The sequence below is a fragment of the Paraburkholderia phenoliruptrix genome, from assembly GCF_902859825.1.
GTDB classification, from domain to species: domain Bacteria; phylum Pseudomonadota; class Gammaproteobacteria; order Burkholderiales; family Burkholderiaceae; genus Paraburkholderia; species Paraburkholderia phenoliruptrix.
Genome location: NZ_CADIKB010000007.1, coordinates 191902 through 205228, shown reverse-complemented (window position 1 = coordinate 205228; position 13327 = coordinate 191902). Strand labels below are relative to the sequence as shown.

Sequence of the window (13327 nt, the reverse complement as noted above, 5' to 3'; positions counted from 1 at the left end):
TTACTGGTTCTGGCCGTCGAGCTTGGCCTTCAGCAGCGCGCCGAGGTTCGTCGTGCCGGTGGCAGCTGCGCTGGAATCCGACGAAGCCAGGCCGCGGATCGCTTCCTGTTGCTCAGCCGAGTCCTTCGCCTTGATCGACAGGTTGATGCCACGCGACTTGCGATCGATGTTGATGATCATCGCGTTGACCTTGTCGCCTTCCTTCAGCACGTTGCGTGCGTCTTCCACGCGGTCTTGTGCGATTTCCGAAGCGCGCAGGTAGCCTTCGACTTCACCCGACAGCTGAACCACTGCGCCCTTTGCGTCCACCGACTTGACCGTGCCGTCGACGATCGAACCCTTGTCGTTCATTGCAACGTAGTTGCTGAACGGGTCGCCTTCGAGCTGCTTGATGCCGAGCGAAATGCGCTCTTTCTCGACGTCGATGCCGAGAACGATCGCTTCCACTTCGTCGCCCTTCTTGTACTTGCGAACCGCTTCTTCGCCCGTTTCCGACCACGACAGGTCCGACAGGTGAACCAGACCGTCGATGCCGCCCGGCAGACCGATGAAGACGCCGAAGTCGGTGATCGACTTGATTGCGCCTTGCAGCTTGTCGCCCTTCTTGAAGTTGCGGCTGAAGTCGTCCCACGGGTTCGGCTTGCACTGCTTCATGCCGAGGCTGATACGGCGGCGGTCTTCGTCGATTTCGAGAACCATGACTTCGACTTCGTCGCCCAGCTGGACAACCTTCGACGGTGCAACGTTCTTGTTCGTCCAGTCCATTTCCGACACGTGGACGAGGCCTTCGATGCCCGATTCCACTTCGACGAATGCGCCGTAGTCGGTGATGTTGGTGACCTTACCGAACAGGCGCGTGCCCGACGGGTAACGGCGCGAGATGCCTTCCCACGGATCGTCGCCCAGTTGCTTGATACCGAGCGAAACGCGGTTCTTTTCCTGGTCGAACTTGAGGATCTTCGCGGTGACTTCCTGGCCGACGGACAGCACTTCCGACGGGTGACGCACACGGCGCCATGCGATGTCGGTGATGTGCAGCAGGCCGTCGATACCGCCCAGGTCCACGAACGCGCCGTAGTCGGTGATGTTCTTGACCACGCCTTCGACGATCGCGCCTTCCTTCAGCGTTTCGAGCAGCTTTGCGCGCTCTTCGCCTTGCGTTGCCTCGATGACAGCGCGGCGCGACAGCACGACGTTATTACGCTTGCGGTCGAGCTTGATGACGCGGAATTCCAGCGTCTTGCCTTCGTACGGCGTCGTGTCCTTGACCGGACGCGTGTCGACGAGCGAACCCGGCAGGAACGCGCGGATGCCGTTGACCATGACGGTCATGCCGCCCTTGACCTTGCCCGTGATCGTGCCGGTCACGAGTTCGTTGTTGTCGAGTGCCTTTTCCAGCGACAGCCACGAAGCCAGACGCTTCGCCTTGTCGCGCGACAGGATGGTGTCGCCATAGCCGTTTTCCAGCGCGTCGATCGCGACGGAAACGAAGTCGCCCGCCTGCACTTCTACCTCGCCCGCGTCATTCAGGAACTCTTCGAGCGGGATGTAGGCTTCGGACTTGAGACCAGCGTTGACGACCACGAAGTTGTGGTCCACACGCACGACTTCGGCGGAGATCACTTCGCCGGCGCGCATGTCTTGCTTGGTCAGCGACTCTTCGAACAGAGCCGCAAAAGATTCGGTATTCGGGGTAGAGGTTTGCAGGTCGGACATAAAAATCAAAATTTGCATGGTTCTCGCGGCGCCCGGCTGGCCGAACGGTCAGCAACTACGGCAAAACTGCGAATGCCACGCGGGGTTAAGGGGTTAATACAACACTTCGCGACAACCGCGAAGCACCTACCAGCAACGGACAACTGCCGCGCCCGCCGCCGGTTCGAAATGGCGATGAAACAGCAACTTCGATCAGCTTTGCGGCACGAGCGCTTCGTACCATTGCACTACCTGCTCGACCGCCTGATCGACCGACAGGGCGGACGTATCGAGCAGCTTTGCATCCGCTGCGGGCTTAAGCGGCGCGGCTGCGCGCTGACTGTCACGCTCGTCGCGCTCACGCAAATCCCGGAGCAAGTCATCAATATTAGCAGAAAATCCTTTTTGTATCAATTGCTTATGCCGCCGCGCCGCGCGGGCCTCCACGCTGGCGGTCATAAAGACCTTCAGAACGGCGTCTTGGAAGATCACCGTGCCCATGTCGCGACCGTCGGCGACGAGCCCCGGCTCCTTGCGAAAAGCCCGCTGACGCGCCACCAGCGCGGCGCGCACCGGCGCGTGCACGGCAATTGCGGAAGCGCGGCTGCCGACTTCCTCCGCGCGAATTTCCGCGGAAACGTCGACGCCGTCGAGCTGGGCAAGACCTTCACGAAACGTGATATGCAGATCGTCGATCAGCTTTACAAGGGCGTCGACGTCCTCCGCCCCTACCTTGTAGCGCATGCTGGCAAGCGCAGCGAGCCGGTACAGCGCACCGCTGTCCAGCAGGTGAAAGCCGAGGCTGGCGGCGACCAGTGCGGCCACGGTGCCTTTGCCCGAGGCACTGGGGCCGTCGATCGTAATGACGGGCGTCTGGTGAAAGGGACGGATCGGTTTCATCGAAAAAGTCGCACGTCAGGCGATTCGTACGCGAATCAGGGGTGAGCAAGCGCTGCGAAGCGCTCGAAATAATCGGGAAAAGTCTTGCCGACGCACTTCGGGTCGTTGATCCGGACCGGGACGCCGCCGAGACTCACGAGCGAGAAACACATGGCCATGCGGTGATCGTCGTAAGTGTCGATGGACGCGTTCGGAATCAGCTTTTCCGGCGGCGTGACCATCAGGAAGTCTTCGCCTTCCTCGACTTTCGCGCCGACCTTGCGAAGCTCCGTCGCCATGGCCGCGATCCGGTCGGTCTCTTTGACGCGCCAGCTCGCGATGTTGCGCAACGTGGTCGTGCCGTCGGCGAACAGCGCGGCGACCGCGATGGTCATGGCGGCGTCCGGGATCAGGTTGAAGTCCATGTCGATCGGATCCAGCTTGCCGTGGTCGTTGCCGACGCCGCGCACTTCGATCCAGTCCTCGCCCATTTGCAGGTTCGCGCCCATCTTGATGAGCGCATCCGCGAAGCCGACGTCGCCCTGAATGCTCGACCGGCCCACGCCCTCCACTTTCACGGGCCCGCCGCCGAGCACGCCCGCCGCGAGGAAATACGACGCCGACGACGCGTCGCCTTCCACCATGATCGTGCCCGGCGACTGGTAGCGCTGCCCCGCCGGCACGACGAACTGGTGCCAGCCGTGGCGCTCGACGTTGATGCCGAAGCGCGCCATCAGCTTGATGGTGATCTCGATGTAGGGCTTCGAGATCAGTTCGCCGTCCACCTGAACCATGCTGACGCCGCTTGCCGTGCGCACGAGCGGCAGCGTCATCAGGAGCGACGTGAGGAACTGGCTCGAGACGTCGCCGCGCACGCGAATCGGCGCTTCGGCGGAGATCTGCGCCGGGCGGACGCGCAACGGCGGATAGCCCTCGTTTTCCTCGTAGTCGATTCTTGCGCCGATCTGCCGCAGCCCGTCGACGAGATCGCCGATTGGCCGCTCATGCATGCGCGGCACGCCGTGAATGCGGTAGTCGCCGCCGTTCACCGACAGCGCCGCGGTCAGCGGACGCACCGCCGTGCCCGCGTTGCCGAGAAAGAGGTCAGCCGTGCGCGCCGTGAATGCGCCGCGCGTGCCGGTCACGACACAGGTATCGCCGTCGCGCTTGACCCGCACGCCGAGCTTTTCGAGCGCGTCGAGCATGACGCGCGTGTCGTCGGAGTCGAGCAGGTTCGTGATCGTCGTTTCGCCTTCGGCGAGTGCGGCGAGCAGCAACACCCGGTTCGAAATGCTTTTCGAGCCAGGCAGACGAACCGTGCCGGACGCACGAGAAAAGGGTCCGAGATCGAGGAATTCCATGATTGAGTCCAGTTTCCGGTTAGTGCGGCGCGCTGATTGCAATGCGCTTATCTCAATGCGTTCATTTTGAGCCGTCGGCCGACGCCACGCCGCCCGCGCGCTGTTCCTGCCACTCGGTGCGTGCTACCCGCGAGCGGGCGAAGACGGCTTCGAGCGCGGCGCCGTCCGCCGCTTCGATCGCCGCCCGCAGCCGGGCGAGCACGGCCGTGTAGGCGTCGAGTTCGTCGAGCAGCGCGACGCGATTGGCGACACACACGTCGCGCCACATTTCCGGGCTCGACGCGGCAATCCGCGTGAAGTCGCGAAAGCCGCCCGCGGCAAAGGAAAATTTCAGCGCGGCGTCGGGCGAATTGAGAATCTGCTCGACAAGCGCAAACGACAACACGTGCGGCAAATGGCTGACGGACGCAAACACGCGGTCGTGCTGCGCAGGCGCCATGTCGCGCACGAGCGCGCCGGTCGCGCGCCACATGGCCGCGACGCGCTCCACGGCATGCGGCGCGTTTTCCGGCAACGGACACAGCACGACATTGCGGCCCACGTAGAGGTCCGGCAATGCGGCCTCGACGCCGCTCGCCTCGCGGCCTGCAATGGGATGCCCCGGCACGAACTGGCCGATGCGCGCGCCGAGCGCGGCGCGGGCCGCGGCCACAACGTCGGACTTGGTGCTGCCGGCGTCGGTCACGACTGTGTTGGGGTCGAGAAACGGCACAATGCGCTCGAGCAGCGGCTGCGTCTGCGCGACAGGCGCCGCGAGCAGCACGACGTCGGCGCCGGCAAGCGCTTCGCGCAACGACGCGTCGTCGTCGAGAGCCGCCGCACGGTCGATCACACCGAGTTCCAGCGCGCGTGCACTCGACGCCGCCGAGCGGCCTACGCCGATTACCGTGCGTGCGCCATCCGCCTCGCCGCGCTCGTGCAGCGCGCGCGCGAGCGATCCGCCGATCAGGCCGACACCGAAAATCACCAGCTTGTTAAAAAAGAACGCGGCCACGTCGGTCACAGAAAAGCGCGCCTTTCGGGAAACGAGGCGCGCGGGTCAAAATTCGCCGCCTACGCGGTGGCGAGCGTTTTTTCGAGCGCGGCGATGAACGCCTCGTTTTCTTCGGGCAGCCCGATCGTCACGCGCAGCCATTGCGGCAAACCGTAATTGCCGACCGGACGCACAATGACGCCCTGCTTCAGCAATTCGAGATTCACGCGGTTGCCGGCTGCGTCGTCGTCGCCGACGCGCACCAGCACGAAGTTACCGTCGGACGGCACATATTCGAGACCGAGCTTGTCGAATGCTTCTGTAAGACGGCGATAGCCTTGCGCGTTGAGCGCTGCCGACTTCTCCAGAAACGCCTTGTCGTTGAGCGCGGCGATGGCTGCGGCCTGCGCGAGCGTGTTGACGTTGAACGGCTGGCGCAGACGGTTCAGGAGATCGGTCAACTCCGGCTGCGCAATCGCGAAGCCGACGCGCAGTCCGGCCAGGCCGAACGCCTTTGAGAACGTGCGCGACACGAGCAGGTTCGGATAACGGCGCACCCATTCGATCGAGTCGTAGCGCTTTTCCGCCGGCAGATACTCCGTGTACGCCTCGTCCAGCACGACGGCGACGTGGCGCGGCACCTTGTCGAGAAACGCCTCGAGCTTCGGACCTTCGATGAACGTGCCCGTCGGGTTGTTCGGATTGGCGACGAAGATGAGCCGCGTGTCGTCGGTGATCGCGGCGAGCATCGCGTCGAGATCGTGGCCGAACTTCACCGCCGGCACGACGATCGCGCGCGCGCCCAGGCCTTGCGTGGCCAGCGCGTAAACCGCGAACGAATACTGCGCGTAAATGATGGACTGCCCTTTTTCGACAAACGCGTGCGCGGCGATTTCAAGAATGTCGTTACTGCCGTTGCCGAGCGTGATCCAGTCGGACGGCACGCCGTAGCGTTCGCCGAGCGCCGTCTTCAGCTCGAATGCATTCGCGTCGGGATAGCGGCCCAACTCGCTCGCGGCTTGCGCCATTGCCCGTTGCGCCGACTCAGGCATGCCGAGCGGATTCTCGTTCGACGCCAGTTTCACGATTTTCGCCTCGTCCAGCCCGAACTCGCGCGCGACTTCCGAAATCGGCTTGCCCGCGATGTAAGGCGCAATGGCGCGCACGTAAGAAGGACCGAAGGACGTTGTCATGAAATCTCCGAACGATTATTAGAAAAAGTCGCGGCGAGTGCACCGCCGCACTGGCTGGCCGGCGCTTGCTCGGGGGTTGCCAGTCATCAGCGGGCGCGCGGATACGAGCCCAGAATCTTCAGGAAGGCTGCTTTCTCGCCGAGTTCGGTCAAGGCGGCGGCCACGGCCGGATCGTCGCGATGGCCTTCGACGTCGATATAGAAGTAGTACTCCCACGTGCCGACGCGCGCCGGACGCGATTCGAAGCGGGTCATGGAAACGCTGTGGCGCGCAAGCGGCTCGAGCAGCTTGAACACCGCGCCCGGCTCGTTCGGAACCGACACGATCAGCGACGTCTGGTCGTGGCCGCTCGCGCCCGTGCGCTCCTTGCCGATCATCACGAAGCGGGTGCGGTTGTGCGGATCGTCCTGAATCAGCGCGTACGCAACCTGCAAACCGTAGTGCGTCGCGGCGCGATCGCCGGCGATGGCCGCGACGGTCGGATCTTCCGCCGCCATGCGCGCCGCTTCGGCATTGCTCGACACGGCCTGGCGCTCGAGATGCGGCGCGTTGCTCGCGAGCCAGCGCTGGCATTGCGCGAGCGCCTGCGCGTGCGCGCAGACGCGGGTGACGCCGGTCAGGCCGCCGTTCAGCGTCAACAGATTGTGATGGATCGGCAACGCAAGCTCGCCGCCGATGGTCAGTTGCGTTTGCAGCAGCAAATCCAGCGTGCGCGACACCGCGCCTTCGGTGGAATTCTCGACCGGCACCACACCGAATTCCGCCGCGCCGGCTTCGACCGAGCGGAACACTTCGTCGATGGACGGGCACGGCAGGCCTTCGATCGATTGACCGAAGTACTCATGCATGGCCTGTTCGCTATAGGTGCCGACCGGCCCCAGATACGCCGCCTTGATGGTCTTTTCCAGCGCGCGGCTCGCGGCCATGATCTCGCGCCAGATGGCGCTGATGTGCTCGCTCGCGAGCGGCCCTTCGCTCATGTCCTGCAGACGCGCGATGACCTGCTGCTCGCGTTCCGGGCGAAACACCGGCGCGTTGAAATGCTTCTTGACCTCGCCCACTTCGAGCGCCACCGCGGCGCGCTGATTGAGAAGCGCGATCAGCTGCGCGTCGAGCGCGTCGATGCGCTCGCGAAGAGGTTTGAGTCGATTGTTAAGTTCGTCGTCCATGCGTGAAAACGGTCCTGCCCGTAGTTGCTGCAAAGAATTGCCGCAAAAAACTGCTGCAAAAATGCGTGCTGGAAAGGATGCGCGCCGAATGCCCGGCACTCAGGCGCTGTGCTGTTCGAATTCCTTCATGTATTCGACAAGCGCTTTCACGCCTTCGAGCGGGACGGCGTTGTAAATCGACGCCCGCATGCCGCCGACGGACTTGTGGCCCTTGAGCTGCACCATTCCCCGCGCTTTCGCGCCGGCGAGGAAATCTTCGTTGCGCGACTCGTCGGCGAGGAAAAACGGTACGTTCATCCGCGAGCGCGAGCCACGCTCGACCTTGTTCAGATAGAAGCTGCTCGAGTCGATTGCGTCGTACAGCAGCTTCGCTTTTTCGAGATTGCGTGCTTCCATTGCGGCGAGGCCGCCCTGCTTTTTCAACCACTTGAACACGAGGCCGGCGATGTAGATCGCATAAGTGGGCGGCGTGTTGTACATGGAATTGTTTTCGGCAACCGTCTTCCATTCGAACGCCGACGGGCAGATAGGCAGCGCCCGGTCCAGCATGTCCTCGCGCACGATCACGACCGTCACGCCCGCCATGCCGATGTTCTTTTGCGCGCCGCCGAACAGCACGCCGTATTTGGCGATGTCCATGGGACGCGACAGGATGTGCGAAGACGCGTCCGCCACCAGCGGAATATTGCCGAGGTCGGGAATCTCGAAAGTCTCGACACCGTGGATCGTCTCGTTCGTGCACAGGTGCACGTAAGCGGGATCGTCCGACAATTGCCATTCGGAAAAGGCCGGCGCGCGAGTGAAACCGTCCGCTGTCTGGCCGCTCGCGGCGAGATGCACGGAGCCGTACTTCTGCGCTTCCTTGAACGACTTTTGCGACCAGGAACCGGTGATGACAAAGTCCGCGCGCGGTTTAGTGCCGAGCAGGTTCATCGGCACGATCGCGTTTTCGCCGAGACCGCCGCCCTGCAGGAACAGGATCCGGTGGCTCGCCGGCACGGCCAGCAGCTCGCGCAGATCGGTCAGGGCTTCCTCGTGGATCGACATGAATTCTTTCCCGCGATGGCTCATTTCCATCACGCTCATGCCGCTGCCTTGCCAGTCGAGCATTTCGGCGGCTGCCTGACGCAGCACTTCTTCGGGCATGGCCGCTGGGCCGGCGGAGAAATTAAAGACGCGCATCGTGAGATCCTGAAAGCGGCGCGAATACGAAAAGTCGCGCACGAGTCGCTGAATCGGTTGAGTCCGTTGAATCGGTAAAGCGGCCGCCGCGCAAAGACGCTGCGGGAAAACGGCCATGTTTCAGCCGACGCGAATAACCACCCGGGTGGCTGCGACTGTCGGCAATCGCAGCCGTGTTTTGAGCCGCCGGCGTCGACAATTGAGCGCCGAAAAAACAATGGCCGCTTGCGCACATGCGCAAACGGCCATTATCGCATTGTCCCCGCTAACCCGCCAAACTCGGCGGCCCTGAAATCGGACCACCGGTGGCGCGCCAGCGCGGTATCCGCGCGGCTTTCGCCTGAGGCTTACTTAGCCGGCTTGACCGAAGCGACTTCCTTGTCGGCCTGGTCACGCGTTGCCTTGATCGATTGCGGCATGTACTTCTGCATCAAGCCGTTGACGACGTCGCGGCCAACCTGGTCCTGAACCTGGATGAACTTGCGGCCGGTCGGGCTCTTGTAGAAAGCCGTCAGATCCTTGATTTCCGACGTGCTGTAGTACTTTGCGTACGCGTCGTACTGAGCCTGCATGGCGTCCTGGCGGAAGCCGTCCGTCGCGAAGACCTGACCCGCGCCGTCAACCAGCTTCGGCACTGCGTTCTTTTGCAGCGTCGGGACGGAAGCCTGCTTCTGCTTGTCCGTCATCGTCTTGTTTTCGCTCAGCGCGTCCGACAGGATAGCCGGGACGAGCTGCTTTGCCTGCATTTGCGCGCTGTTGCCGATTGCGCCCACGAGCTTCTGTGCGTCGATTGCGTCCAGCAGGTCCTTGATGGCAGCCTGCTTGGCCGGATCAACCGGTGCCGCGGCAGCAGCCGGCGCCGACGGAGCCTGGCTCTGAAGTGCTTGAGCCATGGCAAAGGTCGGCACGACGGCAGCCAGCAACGCCAGTTGTTTGAATCGTTTCTGCATCATTACTCCCTAATAGAAATTAACTTGAACCGCCAGCCGCGCGGAAAGCGTGTCGGCCCGACACGCCGTTCTGTCCCGCAGAGCTTTCAATCAGTACCGAGCGCGAAGCCAAAACCGCGGATCAGGCTGCGCCACCGTCTTCCCCGCCGTTACCGCCTTCGGCGGGACCCTCGGCGTCGCCTTCGACATCGCCTTCCGCTTCCGCCTCGGCAACCTGCTGCAGACCTGAAAGCTTGGTCCCTTCGTCAAGGCTGATGAGTGTAACACCTTGAGTTGCACGGCCCATTTCTCGAATTTCCGACACGCGCGTACGAATCAGGACGCCCGTGGTCGTGATCAGCATGATCTGCGCTTCCGGGTCGACCAGCGTGGCGGCGACGACCTTGCCGTTGCGCTCGGAAGTCTGGATCGCGATCATGCCCTTCGTGCCGCGGCCGTGACGCGTGTATTCGGTGATCGGCGTGCGCTTGCCGAAGCCGTTTTCCGTGGCGGTGAGCACCGACTGCTGCTCGTCGCCTGCTACCAGCAGCGCGATCACGTTCTGACCGTCTTCGAGCTGCATGCCGCGCACGCCGCGCGCCTCGCGGCCCATGGGCCGCACGTCGTTTTCGTCGAAGCGGACCGCCTTGCCCGAGTCGGAGAACAGCATCACGTCGTGCTGACCGTCTGTGATGGCGGCGCCGATCAGGTAATCGCCGTCATCCAGACCGACCGCAATAATACCCTTGCGCAACGGCCGGCTGAAGGCTTCGAGCGGCGTCTTCTTTACCGTTCCTAACGCAGTGGCCATGAACACGAACTTGTCGGCAGAAAATTCCTTGACCGGCAGCACAACCGTGATCTTTTCGCCTTCCTGCAGCGGGAACATGTTGACGATCGGACGGCCGCGCGAATTACGCGAACCTTGCGGCACTTCGTAGACTTTGACCCAGTACACGCGGCCGCGGTTGGAGAAGCACAGAATGTGGTCGTGCGTATTCGCGATAAAGAGTGTGTCGATCCAGTCGTCTTCCTTCATGGAAGTCGCCTGTTTGCCGCGACCACCACGCTTTTGCGCGCGATATTCCGACAACGGCTGCGATTTCACGTAACCCGCGTGCGACATGGTCACGACCATTTCCTGCGGCGTGATCAGGTCTTCGGTGTTCAGTTCGGTCGCATTCAACTCGATCTTCGAGCGGCGCGCGTCGCCGAATTCGGCCTTGATCGACGTCAGTTCGTCGACGATGATCGCCGTAATGCGTTCCGGCCGGGCCAGAATGTCCAGCAGGTCGGCGATCTGCGCCATGACGTCGCGGTACTCGCCGATGATCTTGTCCTGCTCGAGTCCGGTCAGGCGTTGCAAACGCATCTGCAGGATTTCTTGAGCCTGCGTGTCGGACAAGCGGTACAGGCCGTCAGCCTGCATGCCGAACGACGGATTCAATCCGTCAGGACGGTACGCATCGCGACCGCCCGCCGACGCATTTTCCGTCTCGGCGCGCGACAACATTTCGCGCACCAGCGACGAATCCCACGGACGCGCCATCAATTCCTGCTTGGCGATAGGCGGAGTCGGCGCAGCTTTAATGATGGCGATGAATTCGTCGATGTTCGCGAGCGCCACCGCGAGGCCTTCGAGCACGTGCCCGCGTTCCCGCGCCTTGCGCAGTTCGTAGACAGTGCGCCGCGTCAGCACTTCCCGGCGATGCGACAGGAAGCACGACAGCATCTCCTTCAGGTTCAGGAGCTTCGGCTGGCCGTCGACGAGCGCGACCATGTTCATGCCGAAGGTGTCCTGGAGCTGCGTCGCTTTATACAGATTGTTGAGAACGACTTCCGGCACCTCGCCGCGCTTCAGCTCGATCACGACGCGCATGCCGCTTTTGTCGGACTCGTCGCGAATGTCGGAAATGCCTTCCAGCTTTTTCTCGTTGACCAGCTCGGCAATACGCTCCAGCAGCGAGCGCTTGTTCACCTGATACGGCAATTCGTCGACGATGATCGCCATGCGCTGGCCGCGGTCGATCTCCTCGAAATGCGTGAGCGCGCGCATGACCACGCGGCCGCGGCCCGTGCGATAACCGTCGCGCACGCCCGCCACGCCGTAGATGATGCCGGCGGTCGGAAAATCAGGCGCAGGGATGATCTCGATCAGCTCGTCGATCGTGGCTTCGGGGTTTTTCAGCAGGTGCTGGCACGCGTCGACAACCTCGTTCAGGTTGTGCGGCGGGATGTTGGTCGCCATGCCGACCGCAATGCCGGACGAGCCATTGATCAGCAGATTAGGAATGCGCGCCGGCAGAATGGCCGGCTCGTTCTCGCTGCCGTCGTAGTTCGGCGTGAAGTCGACCGTTTCCTTGTCGATGTCGGCGAGCAGCTCGTGGCCGATCTTCGCCATGCGGATTTCGGTATAACGCATGGCCGCGGCGTTGTCTCCGTCGACCGACCCGAAATTGCCTTGGCCGTCCACCAGCATGTAGCGCAACGAAAAGTCCTGCGCCATCCGGACGATCGTGTCGTAGACAGCCTTGTCGCCGTGCGGATGGTACTTACCGATGACGTCGCCGACGATACGCGCCGACTTCTTGTACGCGCGGTTCCAGTCGTTGTTCAGCTCGTGCATCGCGTACAGCACGCGCCGGTGCACCGGCTTCAGGCCATCGCGGACATCGGGAAGCGCACGCCCTACGATCACGCTCATCGCGTAATCGAGATACGAACGGCGCATTTCCTCCTCGAGGGAGATTGGCAGAGTCTCTTTGGCGAATTGATCCATTATCCGTATCTTTTACGTGCGAAGGCAGCGAGAACCCGACACCTTCGCGTAAGCATTGCAGACGCAACGCATCACGCGATTCTAACATGCCGCCAATCCCGACCCTGCGGGCAGACGTATACCTATTAGCAGACCGCCTCGAAAAAGTTCCGCAAGGGGCGTTTTTTGTGTCGGTCAGGCTCGATTCGTGCGTAGGGCAATTCGCCGCTCAGCCATGACTGGCGGGACGCTCCGGGCGATTGCGGTGTTGCGCATGCACCACAATTGGAGGGGGATTTGATCGGGGGCGGATTTTTTTATCGTCGGAAGGGAACGATATGGCAAAATGCCAACGCACAAAGAGTCAGACACTGCTCGAAGTCTAGACACAGCGTTTTTTGTTCCGCACCAATGTTATACTTCGAGCAATGTATGACTTGTCTTCGTCAACAGGCTCGCAGTAAACCTGCGGTAATCTCAATTTCGAGAGGAGAAATATGAATAAACTTTCAAAGCTCGCGTTCATTGCAGCTACCGCGGTTATGGCTGCATCCGCCATGGCACAGTCGGTGCCGGCGTCGCGACAAGCTACCAATGACAACTGGGTAAATGGTACTGGCGAATACGTGTGGATGAACGGCACGAACGAGCTTTGCTGGCGCGATGCATTCTGGACGCCGGCAACGGCTAACGCCAAGTGCGACGGCGCACTGGTCGCCCAGGCTCCGACGCCGCCGGCTCCGGTCGCACCGGCACCGGCTATCACCAGCCAGAAGATCACGTATCAGGCTGACGCACTGTTCGACTTCGACAAGGCTATCCTGAAGCCGGCCGGCAAGGAAAAGCTGGACGACCTGGCATCGAAGATCCAAGGCCTGAACCTCGAAGTCGTCGTGGCAACGGGTTACACGGACCGCATCGGTTCGGACAAGTACAACGACCGTCTGTCGCTGCGTCGCGCTCAAGCTGTGAAGGCATACCTGGTCAGCAAGGGCATCGAATCCAACCGTATCTACACGGAAGGCAAGGGCAAGCGCAACCCGGTCACGACCGGCTGCAACCAGAAGAACCGCAAGCAACTCATCGCCTGCCTCGCACCGGATCGTCGCGTGGAAGTCGAAGTTGTCGGTACTTCGAAGCAGTAAGCTACCTCTGCGCAGTATCGAAAGCCCCGCTTCGGCGGGGCTT

The 13327-nt window shown here is 62.2% G+C and carries 10 protein-coding genes; 1 reads left to right on the top strand and 9 read right to left on the bottom strand.

Features of this window, described 5'->3' with window-relative positions:
• The 9 genes from rpsA to gyrA all read right to left on the bottom strand — a co-directional run bounded on the left by rpsA (position 1) and on the right by gyrA (position 12160).
• A complete protein-coding gene (gene rpsA / locus HV711_RS10920; protein ID WP_013589239.1) occupies positions 1-1734 on the bottom strand; it encodes a 30S ribosomal protein S1 in 1734 nt (577 codons plus the stop codon).
• Positions 1735-1908: 174 nt separating this feature from the next.
• Complete coding sequence (gene cmk, locus HV711_RS10915; RefSeq protein ID WP_013589240.1) at positions 1909-2595, bottom strand: (d)CMP kinase; 687 nt, start codon at positions 2593-2595, stop codon at positions 1909-1911.
• Between the two features lie 35 nt (positions 2596-2630).
• Positions 2631-3935: a 3-phosphoshikimate 1-carboxyvinyltransferase gene (gene aroA / locus HV711_RS10910; protein ID WP_035484813.1), complete on the bottom strand. Its 1305-nt coding sequence runs from the start codon at positions 3933-3935 to the stop codon at positions 2631-2633.
• A 61-nt stretch (positions 3936-3996) separates the two neighbouring features.
• Positions 3997-4938, bottom strand: a complete 942-nt coding sequence (locus tag HV711_RS10905; protein WP_035484814.1) for a prephenate dehydrogenase — start codon at positions 4936-4938, stop codon at positions 3997-3999.
• A 50-nt stretch (positions 4939-4988) separates the two neighbouring features.
• Positions 4989-6101 carry a histidinol-phosphate transaminase gene (hisC, locus tag HV711_RS10900; protein WP_035484815.1) on the bottom strand — a complete coding sequence of 371 codons (1113 nt, stop codon included), beginning with the start codon at positions 6099-6101 and terminating at the stop codon, positions 4989-4991.
• 86 nt (positions 6102-6187) lie between these two features.
• On the bottom strand, positions 6188-7270 hold the full coding sequence (gene pheA / locus HV711_RS10895) for a prephenate dehydratase (RefSeq protein ID WP_013589244.1): 1083 nt from the start codon (positions 7268-7270) through the stop codon (positions 6188-6190).
• Positions 7271-7369: 99 nt separating this feature from the next.
• Positions 7370-8452, bottom strand: a complete 1083-nt coding sequence (gene serC / locus HV711_RS10890; protein WP_013589245.1) for a 3-phosphoserine/phosphohydroxythreonine transaminase — start codon at positions 8450-8452, stop codon at positions 7370-7372.
• A gap of 347 nt (positions 8453-8799) precedes the next feature.
• Entirely contained in the window at positions 8800-9402 is a 603-nt protein-coding gene (locus tag HV711_RS10885) for a DUF2059 domain-containing protein (RefSeq protein ID WP_013589246.1), read from the bottom strand.
• Between the two features lie 121 nt (positions 9403-9523).
• Positions 9524-12160, bottom strand: coding sequence for a DNA gyrase subunit A (gene gyrA, locus HV711_RS10880; RefSeq protein ID WP_082201588.1), 2637 nt, complete (start codon positions 12158-12160; stop codon positions 9524-9526).
• Positions 12161-12636: 476 nt separating this feature from the next.
• On the opposite strand from gyrA, the gene ompA reads away from it, so the two are divergent.
• Positions 12637-13284 (top strand): outer membrane protein OmpA, encoded by a 648-nt coding sequence (gene ompA, locus HV711_RS10875; protein WP_013340148.1) that lies wholly within the window; start codon positions 12637-12639, stop codon positions 13282-13284.
• The last annotated feature ends 43 nt before the right edge of the window (positions 13285-13327 follow it).

What these genes read in the sequence shown, in the direction of transcription:
- rpsA (WP_013589239.1), bottom strand. Translation starts at nt 1,734, where the DNA reads ATGCAAATTTTGATTTTTATGTCCGACCTGCAAACCTCTACCCCGAAT.
- cmk (WP_013589240.1), bottom strand. Translation starts at nt 2,595, where the DNA reads ATGAAACCGATCCGTCCCTTTCACCAGACGCCCGTCATTACGATCGAC.
- aroA (WP_035484813.1), bottom strand. Translation starts at nt 3,935, where the DNA reads ATGGAATTCCTCGATCTCGGACCCTTTTCTCGTGCGTCCGGCACGGTT.
- hisC (WP_035484815.1), bottom strand. Translation starts at nt 6,101, where the DNA reads ATGACAACGTCCTTCGGTCCTTCTTACGTGCGCGCCATTGCGCCTTAC.
- pheA (WP_013589244.1), bottom strand. Translation starts at nt 7,270, where the DNA reads ATGGACGACGAACTTAACAATCGACTCAAACCTCTTCGCGAGCGCATC.
- serC (WP_013589245.1), bottom strand. Translation starts at nt 8,452, where the DNA reads ATGCGCGTCTTTAATTTCTCCGCCGGCCCAGCGGCCATGCCCGAAGAA.
- HV711_RS10885 (WP_013589246.1), bottom strand. Translation starts at nt 9,402, where the DNA reads ATGCAGAAACGATTCAAACAACTGGCGTTGCTGGCTGCCGTCGTGCCG.
- gyrA (WP_082201588.1), bottom strand. Translation starts at nt 12,160, where the DNA reads ATGGATCAATTCGCCAAAGAGACTCTGCCAATCTCCCTCGAGGAGGAA.
- ompA (WP_013340148.1), top strand. Translation starts at nt 12,637, where the DNA reads ATGAATAAACTTTCAAAGCTCGCGTTCATTGCAGCTACCGCGGTTATG.